12 protein-coding genes are annotated in these 17530 nt (G+C 70.4%); all 12 read right to left on the reverse strand.

The features are described from left to right. Nucleotides 1-15 precede the first annotated feature (15 nt). The gene (locus ACFPZJ_RS02075; RefSeq protein ID WP_381016291.1) at nt 16-1167 is read right to left on the reverse strand and encodes a hypothetical protein; all 1152 of its coding nucleotides are present in this window, start codon (nt 1165-1167) and stop codon (nt 16-18) included. Nucleotides 1168-1663: 496 nt separating this feature from the next. Continuing rightward, on the reverse strand, nt 1664-3628 hold the full coding sequence (locus ACFPZJ_RS02080; RefSeq protein WP_381016293.1) for a TIGR03960 family B12-binding radical SAM protein: 1965 nt from the start codon (nt 3626-3628) through the stop codon (nt 1664-1666). After that, entirely contained in the window at nt 3609-5363 is a 1755-nt protein-coding gene (locus ACFPZJ_RS02085) for a CYTH and CHAD domain-containing protein (protein ID WP_381016296.1), read from the reverse strand. The genes ACFPZJ_RS02080 and ACFPZJ_RS02085 overlap by 20 nt, the downstream gene beginning before the upstream one ends. A gap of 174 nt (nt 5364-5537) precedes the next feature. Further along, nucleotides 5538-6740: a rod shape-determining protein RodA gene (gene rodA, locus ACFPZJ_RS02090; RefSeq protein ID WP_381016298.1), complete on the reverse strand. Its 1203-nt coding sequence runs from the start codon at nt 6738-6740 to the stop codon at nt 5538-5540. Then, the gene (gene mrdA, locus ACFPZJ_RS02095; protein WP_381016301.1) at nt 6737-8983 is read right to left on the reverse strand and encodes a penicillin-binding protein 2; all 2247 of its coding nucleotides are present in this window, start codon (nt 8981-8983) and stop codon (nt 6737-6739) included. Before mrdA ends, rodA begins: the two co-directional genes overlap by 4 nt. Nucleotides 8984-9120: 137 nt before the next feature. After that, complete coding sequence (gene mreD, locus ACFPZJ_RS02100; RefSeq protein ID WP_381016302.1) at nt 9121-9789, reverse strand: rod shape-determining protein MreD; 669 nt, start codon at nt 9787-9789, stop codon at nt 9121-9123. A 13-nt stretch (nt 9790-9802) separates the two neighbouring features. Further along, nucleotides 9803-10777 (reverse strand): rod shape-determining protein MreC, encoded by a 975-nt coding sequence (gene mreC / locus ACFPZJ_RS02105; protein ID WP_381016305.1) that lies wholly within the window; start codon nt 10775-10777, stop codon nt 9803-9805. A 215-nt stretch (nt 10778-10992) separates the two neighbouring features. Further along, nucleotides 10993-12012, reverse strand: coding sequence for a rod shape-determining protein (locus tag ACFPZJ_RS02110; RefSeq protein ID WP_006133575.1), 1020 nt, complete (start codon nt 12010-12012; stop codon nt 10993-10995). Between the two features lie 271 nt (nt 12013-12283). Beyond that, nucleotides 12284-12697 (reverse strand): nucleoside-diphosphate kinase, encoded by a 414-nt coding sequence (ndk, locus tag ACFPZJ_RS02115; protein ID WP_381016307.1) that lies wholly within the window; start codon nt 12695-12697, stop codon nt 12284-12286. Nucleotides 12698-12762: 65 nt separating this feature from the next. Continuing rightward, nucleotides 12763-13113, reverse strand: coding sequence for a DUF4233 domain-containing protein (locus ACFPZJ_RS02120; RefSeq protein ID WP_381016308.1), 351 nt, complete (start codon nt 13111-13113; stop codon nt 12763-12765). A gap of 7 nt (nt 13114-13120) precedes the next feature. After that, nucleotides 13121-14641 (reverse strand): bifunctional tetrahydrofolate synthase/dihydrofolate synthase, encoded by a 1521-nt coding sequence (gene folC, locus ACFPZJ_RS02125; protein ID WP_381016311.1) that lies wholly within the window; start codon nt 14639-14641, stop codon nt 13121-13123. A 97-nt stretch (nt 14642-14738) separates the two neighbouring features. After that, entirely contained in the window at nt 14739-17390 is a 2652-nt protein-coding gene (locus tag ACFPZJ_RS02130; RefSeq protein WP_381016314.1) for a valine--tRNA ligase, read from the reverse strand. Nucleotides 17391-17530: the final 140 nt, after the last annotated feature.

The following is a 17530-nucleotide window of genomic DNA, read 5'->3' on the forward strand; positions in this document are numbered from 1 at the left end:
CGCTTGCCCAGTGTCCTAGTCCTTCGTGAGAGCGGTCGTACTGCTACCAAGAGTACGTGCCTCGCGGCCGAGAGGTTCCCGCCGGTCCACCGGCCGCGGCTCGCGCGGCTCCCCGAGCAGCATCCGCCGCAAGTCCGCGCGGGCCTGCCGCGCGGACTCCCGGGCCGAGGCCAGGGCCTGCCGGGTGGCCCGTCCCACGCTGCGCGCGGCTTCGGCGGCGGGGCGCAGCACCGTGTCCCTGATGACGTGCCCCACGGGGGTCAGCACCGTCCGGTACGCCCACCGCACCGGCTCCACGAGGGTCCACCGGAGGAGCGTGGCGAGGAACCGACCGACGGCGAGCGAGATTCGTCCGGCGATCCGCCAGGCGTGCCCGAACGCGTCCCGGACCTCCCGTCCGACGACGGCGAGGAAACGGCCGACGGGCACCAGCAGCCAGCGCCACACGGCGAGCGCCGGCAGCACGAACAGGATCCGGGCGGTCCAGTACAGGGCCATGCCGATCCCGGTGACGGTCTCGGTCACCAGCCACACGAACCCCCTCACGCACCAGGCGACGGCCCGCCCGACCGGCGTGAGCACCCACGTGTACAGCCACAGCGCGGGTACGACGACGAGGTACCGCACCAGCCACGCGACGGCCGTCCAGACGCCGATCCCGACGGCGGCGAGCACGGCGCCGACCCCCCTGAGGACCCACATCAGCGCGTGCCCCACGGGTGTCAGCACGCGCGCGTACACCCACGCCGCCCCGGCCCCGATGCCGCGCCCGAGCCACGCGAGGCCGTGCCCGACCGGCGTCAGCAGATACCGGTGGACCCACACCGCCGGGATGACGACGAGTACGTTCCCGAGCCAGGCCAGCCCCTTGCCGACGGGGAGGAGGACATACCGCCACAGCCCCACGAACGGCCACAGGAAGACCGCCCGCCCGAGCCACAGCAGCGCACGCCCCAGCGGCCCGAGGACCGTGGCGTTCAGGAACCGCCCGGCGACGACGAGCGCGTCCCAGACCATCCGCACCGGCACGACCAGCACGAGCACCACGATCCGCACGGGAATCCGGATCGCGACGGTCAGGCACCCCTCGGGCGACGGCTGCCGCACGACCGGCGCGGCCTGCTCGTGCAGCTGGTCGTACGCGGAGGGCGGCTTCTGTGGCTCCACACCGACGTAGACGCCTCAGCGACCCGTTCGGATGCGGTACCGCGCCATGACGGCTCACGCCGGGCGCACGCGCGCGTGGAGCAACCGGGGCGCAGCACCGTCTGGTCGTCGATACCCCGACGCCCACGTACACAAGGCCGGTCGGGCCTCGCGCGCGCGGGCCACGCCAGGTGCCCTGGGTCGAACGGCGGTATCTCGTCCGCATGCATCAGGGACGACGCCCTGAAGGCCGGCGCCTGCCAGCCCGTGCCCAGCAAGCCCTGCAAGGCAGCAACCTGGGCTTGGCAGCTCCTCTGTACGCCGCCTGGCGCGGGCAGGTCACCGCCCTCCGTGCGCCGTGCCGAAGCCCCGCCCCACAGGGGCGTCACCATGCCGCACACACCAAGCGAGCCCCCTTCGAGCCGAAGGGGGCTCCCATGGTCGCCAAAGGCTCAGCGAGGCGTCCGCGCTCGCCTCCGCCAGGGCGTCCCTCACCCGACCGAGCGCGTCGCTCGCCTCAGTGCCCGGGTCCGCTCGGAGCCGGGGCCGCGTTCTTGACCGTGAGGGGCAGCAGCTTCTTGCCGGTCGGGCCGATCTGGATGTGGGTGTCCATCTGCGGACACACCCCACAGTCGAAGCACGGCGTCCAGCGGCAGTCCTCGACCTCCGTCTCGTCGAGGGCGTCCTGCCAGTCCTCCCAGAGCCAGTCCTTGTCGAGGCCCGAGTCCAGGTGGTCCCAGGGCAGGACCTCCTCGTAGGTGCGCTCGCGGGTGGTGTACCAGTCGACGTCCACGCCGTACGGGGCGAGGGCCTTCTCGGCGCACTGCATCCAGCGGTCGTAGGAGAAGTGCTCGCGCCAGCCGTCGAAGCGGCCGCCGTCCTCGTACACCGCGCGGATGACGGCGCCGATGCGGCGGTCGCCGCGGGACAGGAGGCCCTCGACGATGCCGGGCTTGCCGTCGTGGTAGCGGAAGCCGATCGAGCGGCCGTACTTCTTGTCGCCGCGGATCTTGTCGCGGAGCTTGGCCAGGCGGGCGTCCGTCTCCTCGGCGGAGAGCTGCGGCGCCCACTGGAACGGCGTGTGCGGCTTGGGGACGAAGCCGCCGATCGAGACCGTGCAGCGGATGTCGTTGGAGCCGGAGACCTCGCGGCCCTTCTGGATGACCCGGGTCGCCATGTCGGCGATCTGGAGGACGTCGTCGTCCGTTTCCGTCGGCAGGCCGCACATGAAGTACAGCTTCACCTGGCGCCAGCCGTTGCCGTAGGCCGTCGCTACGGTCCTGATCAGGTCCTCTTCCGAGACCATCTTGTTGATGACCTTGCGGATACGCTCGCTGCCGCCCTCGGGGGCGAAGGTGAGGCCGGAGCGGCGGCCGTTCCTCGTCAGCTCGTTGGCGAGGTCGATGTTGAAGGCGTCCACCCGGGTGGAGGGGAGCGACAGGCCGATCTTGTCGTCCTCGTAGCGGTCCGCCAGGCCCCGGGCGATGTCGCCGATCTCGCTGTGGTCCGCCGAGGAGAGGGACAGCAGGCCGACCTCCTCGAAGCCGGTCGCCTTCAGGCCCTTGTCGACCATGTCGCCGATGCCGGTGATGGAGCGCTCGCGGACCGGACGGGTGATCATGCCGGCCTGGCAGAAGCGGCAGCCGCGCGTGCAGCCGCGGAAGATCTCCACCGACATGCGCTCGTGGACCGTCTCGGCGAGCGGCACCAGCGGCTGCTTGGGGTACGGCCACTCGTCGAGGTCCATCACCGTGTGCTTGGAGACCCGCCACGGCACACCGCTCCGGTTCGGTACGACGCGGGCGATGCGGCCGTCCGGGAGGTACTCGACGTCGTAGAAGCCGGGGACGTACACCCCGCCCGTCTTCGCCAGGCGGAACAGCAGTTCCTCGCGGCCGCCGGGGCGTCCCTCCGCCTTCCAGGCGCGGATGATCGCGGTGATCTCCAGGACCGCCTGCTCGCCGTCGCCGATCACCGCGCAGTCGATGAAGTCGGCGATCGGCTCCGGGTTGAACGCGGCGTGCCCGCCGGCCATGACGATCGGGTCGTCCACCGTGCGGTCCCTGGCCTCCAGCGGGATGCCCGCCAGATCCAGGGCCGTGAGCATGTTGGTGTAGCCGAGCTCGGTGGAGAAGCTCAGGCCGAGCACGTCGAAGGCGCGCACCGGCCGGTGGCTGTCCACCGTGAACTGCGGAACGCCGTGCTCCCTCATCAGCGCCTCGAGGTCCGGCCACACGCTGTAGGTGCGCTCGGCGAGGACGCCCTGCTGCTCGTTGAGGACCTCGTAGAGGATCATGACGCCCTGGTTGGGGAGCCCTACCTCATAGGCGTCCGGGTACATCAGCGCCCAGCGGACATCGCAGGAGTCCCAGTCCTTGACCGTGGAGTTGAGCTCTCCGCCGACGTACTGGATCGGCTTCTGCACATGCGGGAGCAGAGCTTCGAGCTGCGGGAACACAGACTCAGCGGCTTCGGCAGGCATCTCGCGGAACCTTCGTGTGCTGACAGGGGTGACCATCTAGCCTAACGCGGCCGGAGAGGTCCCCCGCACGCTTCAGCGCACCGCCCCGTCCACGATCCCGTCCGCGGTCCCGTGCGTGATCGCCCGCCAGGCTCCGGGCAGCTCCGCCTCCACGCGGGCCGCGCCGCTCCTCCCGCCCGTACAGCACCCCGTACGTGAAGGCGTTCTCCCCCGCCGCGTGTGCCTGCCGGGCCAGATCGCGCAGAGCCTCGCGGGTCATCACGCTGTCCTGGTGGTCGCCGAGCAGGCCCTGGAGGGACTTCATCGACCTCACGAGGTCGGCGGCGCGGGCCCCGAGGGCGCCGACGGCCGCCTCCGCCGAGTACCGCGTCCGCTTGGCCCTCTTGCGCGACTCGTGCAGGACGACGTCGCGCTCGTCACCGGGCGGCAGGGCGAGGGCCCGCTCCACGAGCACGGACAACTGCCGGAAGTCCTTCCGCACCGCCCGCCCGATCACCTTCTCCGGTCTGCCGGAGGCCGCCTTCCGCAGCGGCGGGTCGGCGAGCAGGGCGTCGAGCGTGTTCAGCAGCTCCAGGTACCGGCTGCCGTCCAGTACGGCGATCAGGCGGCGCCGTGATCCGCCGCGCCGGGCGTGGGACCAGGTGCGCAGGCGGGTGCGGACGGGGCCGGTCAGGAGCGGGCGCGGCAGTTCGTCGAGCGCGGCCGTCAGCCGCTCGGTCAGCACCTCCTGGTCGCGGTCGACGCCCAGCTCGCCCGCCAGCCACTTCAGCTCCGCACCGATCGGGTCGGTCACGGCCCGGTCGAGGACCGTGCCGTAGGAGCGGAAGGCGCTGCGCAGCCGACGGGTGGCGACCCGCATGCCGTGCACCGAGTCGTCCACGTCCCGCCGCACGGCCGGATCGAGCTCGACGATGGCGTCCCGCTGGGCACGGACGTACGCCAGGACGTGCTCGCCGGCGGTGACGAGACCGGCGGCCGGGGCCTCTGCAGCCGGCGCCCCGACCTGGCGTTCCCGCCGCTTCTGCTCCTTCTCCCCGCTCTTCCCCGCAGAGTTCTTCCCGGCAGAGCTCTTCCCGGCGGAGTTCTTTCCCGAAGTGCTCTTTCCCGAAGAGCTCCTTTCCGACTGCCGCTTCCTCTGCGGCGCGGTCTCCGCCAGGGCCCGGGCCAGCTTCGACGCCGCCGCTGACGGCCGTACGCCCGCCTTGCGCAGCCGTTTCTCCACCTTGTCGAGGAAGGCCGGGTCGCCGCCGTCGGCGAGTTCCACCTCGATCTCGGTCCACTGCGCTTGACCGCCGTCGCCGGTGAGCCGGTCGGCCCGTACGGCGTCCACGCTGACCTCGGCGAGCAGCCGGCCGTCGGCGTCGACGAGGTGGCGTACGTCGCGGTCGGAACGCAGCCGGACGACAGGCAGCAGCTCGGTGTCGCGGACGCGGGAGCGGACGAGCCCGGTCAGGGCGCGGGGGACGGTGTCGGACAGCGGGGCGCGGATCTCGTCGCGGACCCCGGGGGCCACGGGGAACTTCAGGTGCCAGCCGGCGTCGGAGCCACCGGTGCGGCGGCGCAGGGTGATGGCGGACGCGGCGAGGCGTTGGTCGGCGGTGTCGTAGTAGGTCGCGTCGAGATGGTCGACGCCCTTGTCGAGGACGGCCGCGACTCCGGCGACACCGGTCAGGTCGGGCAGTCCGCTGTCCTCGGACTCGTACTTCCGCTCGATCTCGCGCTTGGTGTCCGCCATGGGCCGAATCTAGTCGCGCGGGGGGCCGTGCGGCAGGGGTCGTGCCGGGGGGCCTGTACGGCAGGGGCCCGCCCGGCCCGCGCTCGCGTCTGCCGCGCTCAGCCGCCTCCCCTACGTCGGCCGCCCGTCACGCCGGCCTCCCCTCACGCCGGCCCCCGACAACTCCGACGCCGCTCACGCCGACATGGGCCGCTGCACCCGGATCGACTGCAGGAGGCCGACCGCTATCCACACCGCGAACATCGACGAACCGCCGTACGACACGAACGGCAGCGGCAGGCCGGTGACCGGCATGATGCCGAGCGTCATGCCGATGTTCTCGAAGGTCTGGAAGGCGAACCAGGCGACGATGCCGGCGGCGACGATCGTGCTGTACAGGTCGGTCGCCTCGCGGGCGATGCGGCAGGCCCGCCACAGCACGATGCCGAGCAGGACGATGATCAGGCCGCCGCCGACGAAGCCCAGCTCCTCCCCCGCGACCGTGAAGACGAAGTCCGTCTGCTGCTCGGGCACGAACTGCCCGGTGGTCTGGGAGCCGTGGAAGAGCCCGGCGCCGGTCAGCCCGCCGGAGCCGATGGCGATACGGGCCTGGTTGGTGTTGTAGCCGACGCCCGCGGGGTCGAGCTCGGGGTTGGCGAAGGCGGCGAAGCGGTTGATCTGGTACTCGTCCAGCACGCCCAGCTGCCACACGGTGAGCGCGCCGATCAGTCCCGCGCCGAGCAGCCCGAACACCCACCGGTTGGAGGCGCCGGAGGCGAGCAGCACGCCGAGCACGATCACCACCATGACCATGACCGAGCCGAGGTCGGGCATGAGCATCACGATGAGCATCGGCACCGTGGCCAGGCCGAGGGCCTGCAGGACGGTGCGGTGGTCGGGGTGCTGCTTGTCGCCGGCGTCGACCCGGGTCGCCAGCAGCATCGCCATGCCCAGGATGATCGTGACCTTCACGAACTCCGAGGGCTGGAGCGAGAAGCCGCCGCCGAGCTTGATCCACGAGTGGGCGCCGTTGACGGTGGAGCCGAGCGGGGTGAGCACCAGCAGGATCAGGAACACCGAGACGCCGTACAGGATCGGCACGGCCGTGCGCAGGGTGCGGTGGCCGAGCCAGACGGTGCCGACCATCAGGGCGAACCCGATACCGGTGTTCAGCAGGTGCCGGACCAGGAAGAAGTACGGGTCGCCCTGGTTGAGCTCGGTGCGGTTGCGGGTCGCCGAGAAGACGAGGAGCGAGCCCAGCAGCGACAGGACCGTCGCCGACAGCAGTATCGGCCAGTCGAGCCGTCGGGCCACCGAGTCACGGGCGAGGATCCGCGTCCAGCCGGAGCGCTCGGGCCCGTAGCCGGAGACCTGGAAGCTGTTCACGCCGCCGGTCATGTCAGCAACCTCCGGCTTCCCCGCCCGCGGCGCCGCCTGCGGGTGTCACGGTTCTCCGGCGTCGGCGGCGCCGCCGTCGCCGGCTGCGTCGGGTCGGTCAGGGCGTTGTCGTCCTTCTCGGTGGCCCGCTGGTCCTTCGCGGGGTCCTTGGGGATCTTCGGGGCGGCGATGGTGCCGTCCGTCTTGACCTTGGGCAGGGCCTTTTGCGGAGCGGGCAGCAGCGCCCTCTTCTTGTCGATCTCGCCGTCCGGGGAGACCCCGTACAGCGCGTTGTAGATGTTGCGGACGGCCGGGCCCGAGGCGCCGGAGCCCGTACCACCCTGGGAGATCGTCATGACGATCGCGTAGTCCTTGGTGTACGTGGCGAACCAGGAGGTCGTCTGCTTGCCGTAGACCTCGGCGGTACCCGTCTTGGCGTGCATCGGGATCTTGTCCTGCGGCCAGCCGCCGAACCGCCAGGCGGCCGTACCGCGGGTGGCGACTCCCGCGAGGGCTTCGTCTATCTCGTCGCGGGTCTTCTGGGTCATCGGCAGCTTGCCGTGCGACTGCGGCTTGATGGGCGTGACCTGCTTGCCGTCGGCGCTGATGACGGCCTTGCCGACGGTGGGGGTGTACATGGTGCCGCCGTTGGAGATGGCCGCGTAGATGGTCGCCATCTGGATGGGGGTGACGAGGGTGTCGCCCTGGCCGATGGAGTAGTTGACGGAGTCACCGGCGCGCAGGCGGTTGCCTTCGAGGCAGTTCTCGTAGGCGATGCGCTGGGCGTAGTCGCCGTCCTTCTTGCCGGTGCGGCACCAGGCGTCCTTGTTGGCCTTCCAGTAGTTCAGCTTCCACTGGCGGTCGGGAACGCGGCCGGTGACCTCGTTGGGCAGGTCGATGCCGGTCTCCTTGCCGAGGCCGAACTGGTGGGCGGTCTTGTAGAACCAGTCGTTGGGGTTCTTCTTCGGCTTGGTGCCGCCGTCGCGCTTCCACTCCTCGTGGGAGAGGCGGTAGAAGACGGTGTCGCAGGAGACCTCAAGGGCGCGGCCGAGGCTGATCGGGCCGTGGTTCTGCGACTCGAAGTTCTTGAAGACCTGGCCGCCGATGGAGTAGCTGCTGGAGCAGTTGTAGGGGCCGTTGAAGGAGTAGCCGGCGTTGACGGCGGCGGCCGTCGGGATCACCTTGAAGATGGAGCCGGGCGCCGACTGGCCCTGAATGGCGCGGTTCAGCAGCGGGTAGTTGGACTTCTTGCCGGTGAGCTTGGCGTAGTCCTTGGCGGAGATGCCGCCGACCCAGGCGTTCGGGTCGTAGGTCGGGTTGGACGCCATGGCGACGACCCGCCCGGTCTTGGCCTCCATCACGACGACGGCTCCGGAGTCTGCCTTGTAGTTCGTGCCGGTGTTGCGGTCGTGCTCCTTGCGGGCCTGCTTCATCGCCTCGTTCAGCTCGTACTCGGCGACCCGCTGGACGCGGGCGTCGAGGCTGGTGACGAGGTTGTCGCCGGGCTGGGCGGGGTCGGCCTCCGCCTGGCCGATGACACGGCCGAGGTTGTCGACCTCGTAGCGGGTGACGCCGGCCTTGCCGCGCAGCTCCTTGTCGTACTCGCGCTCCAGGCCGGAGCGGCCGACCTGGTCGGAGCGCAGGTAGGGCGAGTTGGTGTCCTTCGCCTGTTGGATCTCCTCGTCGGTGACGGGCGAGAGGTAGCCGAGGACCTGGGCGGTGTTGGCCCTGCCGGGGCTCGGGTAACGGCGTACGGCCTGCGGTTCGGCGGTGATGCCGGGGAAGTCCTCGGCGCGCTCGCGGATCTGCAGGGCCTGCTTCGGGGTGGCCTCGTCGGTGATGGGGATCGGCTGGTACGGCGAGCCGTTCCAGCAGGGCTGCGGCGTCTTGGCGTCGCACAGCCGCACCTTCTCCATGACCTCCTTGGGCGTCATGCCCAGCACACCGGCCAGCTTGGTGAGGACCGCCTTGCCGTCGTCCTTCATCTTCAGCAGGTCGGTGCGGGAGGCGGAGACCACCAGCCGGGTCTCGTTGTCGGCGAGCGGCACTCCGCGCGCGTCCAGGATCGAGCCGCGTACGGCGGGCTGGACGACCTGCTGGACGTGGTTGCCGGAGGCCTCCTTGGCATAGGCCTCGCCCTCGCGGATCTGCAGGTACCACAGGCGTCCGCCGAGGGTGCCGAGGAGGGAGAGGACGAGGACCTGGATGACGATGAGCCGGATCTGGACCCGCGGGCTGCGGCCGGTCTCGGGAATGTTGGTCACTGCGGCTGTCTCCCCCTCTCAGTGCGCGTACGTCTGTGCGGGTTCAAGTGATGTGTTCGTGCGTACGAGGGTGGAACGGCGGGCCGGCCCGGCCGGGTTCCTCCCGCCATCACCCGTTCTGGTGAACTCTGCCGAGGTCACAGCCGCTTGACCCCCTTGATGCGTCCCGCCCGGGCCACCCGAGCCCGGGCCGCCTTCACCCGCATCCCGCCCCGCTGGCCGCCGATCCTGAGGCCCGTGCCGCCGGACAGCCAGCCGGAGGAGATGTCGGTGCCCTTGGTCGTGGTGGTCTCGGCGAGCGGGTCGTTCTCGGCACGCCGGGCCAGGGCCATCACCCCGGGCACGACGAACGGGGCGAGCAGCAGGTCGTACAGGGCGGCCGTGAACAGCAGGCTGCCGAGGCCGACGTGGCGGGCGGCGGTGTCGCCGACGAGGGCGCCGACCCCGGCGTACAGCAGCGTGGAGCCGATCGCGGCGGCGACCACCACGATCATGGGGCCGGTCGCCGACTTGAGCTGGCCGGTCTCCGGTTTGACGAGGCCCGCGAGGTAGCCGATGACGCACAGCACCAGGGCGTAGCGGCCGGCCGCGTGGTCGGCGGGCGGCGCGAAGTCGGCGAGCAGCCCCGCGCCGAAGCCGATGAGGGCGCCGCCCACGTGCCCGTACACCAGGGCCAGCCCGAGGACGGTGAGCAGCAGTATGTCGGGGACCGCGCCCGGCAGGTGGAGCCGGGCCAGGACGCTGACCTGGAGGACCAGGGCGACGACGACCAGCGAGGAGGAGAGCAGGATCCGGTTGACGCGCATGAGGTGACAGCTCCTACTGCTCTTGCTGGGGCTGGCCGTCCGCGGACGCCTGACCGTCACCGGGTGCCTGGGCGTCTTCGGCGCCCGGCGTCACGGTGACCGTCACGGTCGGCGTGGGGGTCGGCTTGGGCTTGTCCGGGAGCACCGTGTCGCGTGGGTCCTTCTTCGGGGCCTCCACGACGACGCCGACGATGTCTAGCTTGGTGAAGCTGACGTACGGCGTCACGTACAGGGTGCGGGTCAGGTCGCCGCCGGAGGGGTCCACACGGGAGACCACACCGACCGGCACACCGGGCACGAACGGCCGGTCCGCCTGCGAGCCGAAGGTGACGAGCCGGTCGCCCTTCTTCACCTCGGCCTTTCCGTTGAGCAGCTCCACGCGCAGCGGGCGGTCACCCTGCCCGGAGGCGAATCCGAGCTCGTCGTTGCCCTCCATCCGGGTGCCGACGGTGAAGTCGGGGTCGCTGGCCAGCAGCACGGTCGCCGTGTCGGGCCCGACGGTCGTCACCCGCCCGACCAGGCCGTCCCCGTTGAGGACGGTCATGTCGCGCTTGATGCCGTCGTTGGCGCCGACGTCGATGGTGATGGTCCAGGAGAAGCCCTGCGCCGCTCCTATGGCGATGACCTCGGCGCCCTTGATGCCGTACTGGCCCCTGCCGGCGATCTTCAGCATCTTGTCGAGCTGACGCAGACGGCTGCGGCTGCGGTCGTCGCTGCCGAGCCGGGCCTTCAGGGCCGCGTTCTCCCTCTCCAGCCGGGCGAGCCGGTCGTGCCGCTCGCCGGAGTCGCGGATCGCGGAGACGGCGTTGCCAATGGGGCCGACCGCGGTGGACACCCCGCTCTCGATCGGGCCGAAGACCGCGGCCGCGCCCCGCCGGGCACCGTCGACCGGTGAGTCCTCCCCGCCGCGGATGTCCACCGTGATCAGCGCGAACGCGATCGCGATCAGCAGCACCAGGAGCAGCCGGCTCTCTCGTGTGTCCCTCACGTGCGGCGGCCGTGCCTTCCTCGTCGAGAACGGGTAGGAGGTGTCGGGATGTTCAGGTGTTCGGGCCGGGCGGCACAGCTCGCTCGGCAGCTCGTCGTGGAGCTCGCTGTCCGGAGCTCGTCGTGGAGAGCTCGCTGGGGGGAGCTTATGCCTCGGTATCAACGATCCGCCGTACGAGAGGAGGTCGTCCCGTACGGCGGAATCGAACAGTTACCTCATCTGCGCGGCTGGGCGTCCAGCACCTGCTGGAGCGCCTCGAACTCCTCGACGCACTTGCCGGAGCCCAGCGCCACGCTGTCCAGCGGGTCCTCGGCGATGTGGATCGGCATGCCGGTCTCCCGCCGCAGCCGCTCGTCCAGGCCGCGCAGCAGCGCTCCGCCGCCGGTCAGAACGATTCCCCGGTCCATGATGTCGCCGGACAGCTCCGGCGGGCACTTGTCGAGGGTCGTCTTGACAGCGTCGACGATGGCGTTGACCGGTTCCTCGATCGCCTTGCGCACCTCGGCCGCGGAGATGACGACGGTCTTCGGCAGCCCGGAGACCAGGTCCCGGCCGCGGATTTCGGTGTGCTCGTCGGTGTCGAGGTCGTACGCCGAACCGATCGTGATCTTGATCTGTTCGGCCGTCCGCTCACCCAGCAGGAGGGAGTACTCCTTCTTGATGTGCTGGATGATCGCGTTGTCCAGTTCGTCGCCGGCGACGCGGATGGACTGGGCGGTGACGATGCCGCCGAGGGAGATGACCGCGACCTCCGTGGTGCCGCCGCCGATGTCGACCACCATGTTGCCCGTGGCCTCGTGGACCGGCAGGCCCGAGCCGATGGCCGCGGCCATGGGCTCCTCGATGATGTGCACCTGGCGCGCGCCGGCCTGGGACGACGCCTCGATGACGGCGCGGCGCTCGACGCCGGTGATGCCCGAGGGCACACAGACGACGACTCGCGGCCGAGCCAGATACCGCCGCTTGTGGATCTTCAGGATGAAGTAGCGGAGCATCCGCTCGGTGATCTCGAAGTCGGCGATGACACCGTCCTTCAGCGGACGTACGGCAACGATGTTGCCGGGCGTGCGCCCGATCATCTTCTTCGCTTCGGCGCCGACCGCGAGGATGCCACCGGTGTTGGTGTTGATCGCGACGACGGACGGTTCGTTGAGTACGATCCCGCGACCCCTGACGTACACCAGCGTGTTGGCGGTCCCGAGGTCGACAGCCATGTCACGGCCGATGAACGACATTGAGTTCCCCATCAGGATTCGTCTGGCCTTCCCATGAGCTTTTTGAGGGCTTGTCAGGTAGGCGTGGTGGGTGCTGTGACGTGAAGGCTTCCATCGTAGACGCGCCTTCGCGAACACTGCGGGAGGGTCTCCGCCATTGTCAGCAGATGCGGGACGGCTTCGCTTCTGGAGACGAGCGTTCGGGGACCATCGTTCCCTCGATCGCCACGCATATGCCGGAGAGTCCGGGGGCCGTGCCGTGGGGTGCCCCCGGACCTGCACCGTCGTGCTGTTACGCCCGGCCCGGGAAGAAGATCTTGACCTCGCGCTCGGCGGACTCCTCCGAGTCGGAGGCGTGGATCAGGTTCTCGCGGACGATCACGCCGAAGTCCCCGCGGATGGAACCGGGGGGCGCGGCGATCGGGTCGGTGGGACCGGCCAGCTGGCGCAGGCCCTCGATGACCCGCTCACCCTCGACGATCATCGCGACGACCGGCCCGGAGGCCATGAACTCCACCAGCGGCTCGTAGAACGGCTTGCCCTTGTGCTCGCCGTAGTGCTGCTCCAGGGTCTCCTGATCCAGGGTGCGCAGCTCCAGCGCCGTGATCCGCCAGCCGGCCTTGCGCTCGATACGGCTGATGATCTCGCCGGTCAGGCCGCGACGGACGGCGTCGGGCTTGAGGAGGACGAGGGTGCGCTGGCTCACGACGGGCTCCTTGGAATCAAAGGTTGTGCGGGAGGAAGAGGTTACCGTGCGTGTCCGGGCACCTGTTACGCAGCGTCAGGCTGGTCGGCCTGGGCCGCGAACCGGGCCTTCGCCTCGTCCACCTTCCGCCCGTAGTGCACCGACGCCCACCACAGCGCCCCGAAGATTGCCCCCATGAAGAACATGTGCGGGACGAAGAAGCCGGAGGCGACGAGGGCGATCTGCAGGGCCCAGCCGAGGGCCACCCCGCCGGGCCGGGTGACCATCCCGCACAGCACCAGGCACAGGAACATGGCGACACCGCACACCGTCCACACCGTGCTCACGGACAGGCCCGGGTCCTTCATCGCCACCAGCCCGGCGAAGCCGATGATGAAGAACTCGCCGATCAGCGTCGAGGAGCAGAGCGTACGCATCGGGAACCTAGCCCTTTCCCAGGAGCAGTCGGGCCTCGCCGACAGTGATCACGGAGCCGGTCACGAGCACGCCGCCGCCCGCGAACTCGCCCTCCTCCTCGGCGAGCGTGATCGCGGCCTCCAGCGCGTCGGGCAGCCGCGGCTCGACCTGCACACGGTCCTCGCCGAACACCTCCACGGCGATCGCGGCGAGTTCGTCGGCGTCCATGGCGCGATGGCTGGAGTTCTGGGTGACGACGACCTCGGCGAAGATCGGCTCGAAGGCCTCCAGCAGGCCCCGCACGTTCTTGTCACCGCTGGCGCCGACGACCCCGATGAGCCGGCTGAACTGGAACGCCTCGCCGACCGCCTCGGCCGTGGCCCGCGCGCCCGCCGGGTTGTGCGCCGCGTCGAGGACGACGGTGGGCGAGCGCCGTACGACCTCCAGCCGTCCCGGCGAGGCGACGGACGCGAATGCCTTGCGCACGGTCTCCACGTCGAGCGGCTCGGCCCGCTGCGCACCGACCCCGAAGAAGGCCTCGACGGCGGCGAGCGCGACGGCCGCGTTGTGCGCCTGGTGGGCGCCGTGCAGGGGGATGTAGACCTCGGTGTACTCGCCGCCGAGCCCACGCAGCGTCATCAGCTGGCCGCCGACGGCGACCTGCCGCGACACGACCCCGAACTCCAGCCCCTCCCGGGCCACGGTCGCGTCGACCTCCACGGCCTTCTTCAGCAGCACCTGCGCCGCGTCGACCGGCTGCTGGGCCATGATCACGGTCGCGTCCCGCTTGACGATCCCGGCCTTCTCGGTCGCGATCTCGGCCGGGGTCGAGCCGAGCCGGTCGGTGTGGTCGAGGTCGATGGGCGTGACGACGGCGACGTCCCCGTCGATCACGTTGGTGGCGTCCCAGCTGCCGCCCATGCCCACCTCCACGACGGCGACGTCCACGGGCGCGTCGGCGAAGGCGGCGTACGCCATGCCCGTGAGCACCTCGAAGAAGGACAGCCGGTGCTCCTGCCGCGCGTCGACCATCTCCACGTACGGCTTGATGTCCTGGTACGTCTCGACGAAGCGCTCGGCGGAGATGGGAGCGCCGTCCAGGCTGATCCGCTCGGTGATGGACTGCACGTGTGGGGAGGTGTAGCGCCCGGTGCGCAGGTCGAAGGCGCCGAGCAGGGCCTCGATCATGCGGGCGGTGGAGGTCTTGCCGTTCGTCCCCGTGATGTGGATGGAGGGGTACGACCGCTGCGGCTCGCCCAGGACGTCCATCAGCGCGGCAATGCGGCTGACGGAGGGCTCCAGCTTGGTCTCGCCCCAGCGGGTCGCGAGTTCGCCCTCGACCTCCCGCAGGGCCCTGTCGACCTCCGGGTCCTGGGGCCGCGCGGGCACGTCGGCCTGCGGAGGCCCGCCCTGCGTGCGCAGGGTACGGCTGCCGGCCTCGATGACCGCGAGATCGGGATCGCGGTGCGTCTCCTCCGCGATGATCTCGTCGAAGGAGTCGAGGGGGTCGGGCTGGTCGTCGTTGCCGTTCGGGGGGAGCTCACTCACGGGGCCAGTCTACGTACCCGTGCGAAAGCCCCCGGAACCCGACGGGTCCGAGGGCCTTCACCTCTGCGCGGGACGGCTGCCTCCTCGTGCGGGACGCCTACGCCTGGGGCAGCCGCTCCAGCTGCGTCTGGATCCGGGCGATGTCCTCCTCGGCCTTTGCGAGCCGGGTGCGGATCTTGTCCACGACCTGCTCCGGTGCCTTGGCGAGGAACGCCTCGTTGCCCAGCTTGGCCGTGGCCTGCGCCTTCTCCTTCTCTGCGGCGGCGAGGTCCTTCGCGAGCCGCTTGCGCTCGGCCGCGACGTCGATCGCGCCGGACAGGTCCAGCGCGACCTCCACGCCCGCGACCGGCAGGGTCGCCGTCGCGGTGAAGGCCTCGCCCTCCGGCTGGAGGCGGAGCAGCTGGCGGATGGCGGGCTCGTGCGCGGCCAGGGCCGTGCCCTCCAGGGCCAGCCGGGCCGGGACCCGCTGGCCGGGCTGCAGCCCCTGGTCGGCGCGGAACCGGCGGACCTCGGTGATCAGCGACTGGAGGGTCTCGATCTCCCGCTCGGCGGCCTCGTCACGGAAGCCGCCGGGGGCGTCGGCCCCGGGAACCAGCACGGCCTGCGGCCACTCGGCGATGACGACGGACTCGCCGCCGGTCAGCGTGGTCCACAGCGTCTCCGTCACGAACGGGACGACCGGGTGCAGGAGCCGCAGCGTGACGTCGAGGACCTCACCGAGGACCCGCTGGGAGACCTCGGCCGCCTCGCCGCCCTCCTGGAAGGTCGTCTTGGACAGCTCGACGTACCAGTCGAAGACCTCGTCCCAGGCGAAGTGGAACAGCGCGTCGGACAGCTTCGCGAACTGGTAGTCCTCGTAGTACGCGTCGACCTCGGCGACCACCGAGTTCAGCCGGGACAGGATCCACCGGTCGGTGGAGGACATCCGCGCGGCGTCCGGCAGCGGGCCGGCCACCGTGGCGCCGTTCATCAGCGCGAACCGCGTGGCGTTCCAGACCTTGTTGGCGAAGTTGCGCGAGCCCTGGACCCATTCCTCGCCGATCGGGACGTCGACGCCCGGGTTGGCGCCGCGCGCCAGCGTGAAGCGGAGCGCGTCGGAGCCGTACTTGTCCATCCAGTCCAGCGGATCGACCACGTTCCCGAACGACTTGGACATCTTCTTGCCGTTCTGGTCACGGACCATGCCGTGCAGGGCGATGGTGTGGAACGGCGGCGTGCCGTCCATGGCGTACAGGCCGAACATCATCATCCGGGCGACCCAGAAGAAGAGGATGTCGTAGCCGGTGACCAGGACGGAGTTCGGATAGAACTTCTCCAGGCTCTCGGTCTGCTCGGGCCAGCCCAGCGTGGAGAACGGCCACAGGCCGGAGGAGAACCAGGTGTCCAGGACGTCGGAGTCCTGGTGCCAGCCCTCGCCGCTCGGCGGCTCCTCGTCCGGGCCGACGCAGACGACCTCGCCGTTCGGGCCGTACCAGACCGGGATGCGGTGGCCCCACCACAGCTGGCGCGAGATGCACCAGTCGTGCAGGTTGTCGACCCAGTCGAAGTACCGCTTCTCCATCTCCTGCGGGTGGATCTTGACGCGCCCGTCGCGGACGGCGTCACCGGCGGCCTTGGCGAGCGGACCGACCCTGACCCACCACTGCATGGACAGCCGGGGCTCGATGGTGGTCTTGCAGCGCGAGCAGTGGCCGACCGAGTGGACGTACGGCCGCTTCTCGGCGACGATCCGGCCCTCGGCGCGCAGGGCGCCGACGATGGCGGAACGGGCCTCCAGCCGGTCCAGGCCCTGGAAGGGCCCGTGGGCGGTGATCACGGCGTGCTCGTCCATGATCGTGAGCGCCGGCAGGTCGTGCCGCTGGCCGATCTCGAAGTCGTTCGGGTCGTGCGCCGGGGTCACCTTGACGGCGCCCGTGCCGAACTCGGGGTCGACGTGCTCGTCGGCGACGACCGGGATGCGGCGGCCGGTCAGTGGCAGCTCGATCTCGGTGCCGATCAGGTGGCGGTAGCGCTCGTCCTCGGGGTGGACGGCGACGGCCGTGTCACCGAGCATCGTCTCGGCGCGGGTCGTGGCGACGACGATGGACGCGTCGCCCTCGCCGTACCGGATGGAGACGAGCTCGCCGTCGTCGTCCTGGTACTCCACCTCGATGTCGGAGATGGCGGTCAGGCAGCGCGGGCACCAGTTGATGATGCGCTCGGCGCGGTAGATCAGCTCGTCGTCGTAGAGCCGCTTGAAGATGGTCTGGACGGCCCTGGACAGGCCCTCGTCCATCGTGAACCGCTCCCGCGACCAGGCGACACCGTCGCCGAGGCGCTTCATCTGGCCGGAGATCTGTCCGCCGGACTCGGCCTTCCACTGCCAGACACGCTCGACGAACGCCTCACGGCCGAGGTCGTGCCGCGACTTGCCTTCCTTCGCGAGCTCCCGCTCGACGACGTTCTGGGTCGCGATGCCGGCGTGGTCCATGCCGGGCTGCCACAGCGTCTCGTGGCCCTGCATCCGCTTGCGGCGGGTCAGGGCGTCGATGAGCGTGTGCTCGAAGGCGTGCCCCAGGTGCAGGCTGCCGGTGACGTTCGGCGGCGGGATGACGATGGTGTACGGCGGCTTGTCGCTCTTGTCGTCCGCCTCGAAGTAACCCCGTTCTACCCAGCGCTCGTACAGCTTCCCCTCTACCTCGGCCGGCGTGTACTGGGTCGGCAGTTCGGTCGTGGGCGCTGATTGCGGCTGCTGAGTGTTCTCGGTCACGGGGGTCAGTTTAGAGGTGTCACGACCCAGTCCCGAAACCCGATTCGCTTTGTAACGGTGGGGCCCCCGGCGCCGTGCGCCCGACGTGATTGGGCCAGGATGTCAGGAACACATAAGCATTCTGGAGGGGAACCCAGAAC

Source organism: Streptomyces bullii (genome assembly GCF_042657145.1).
GTDB lineage: Bacteria > Actinomycetota > Actinomycetes > Streptomycetales > Streptomycetaceae > Streptomyces > Streptomyces bullii.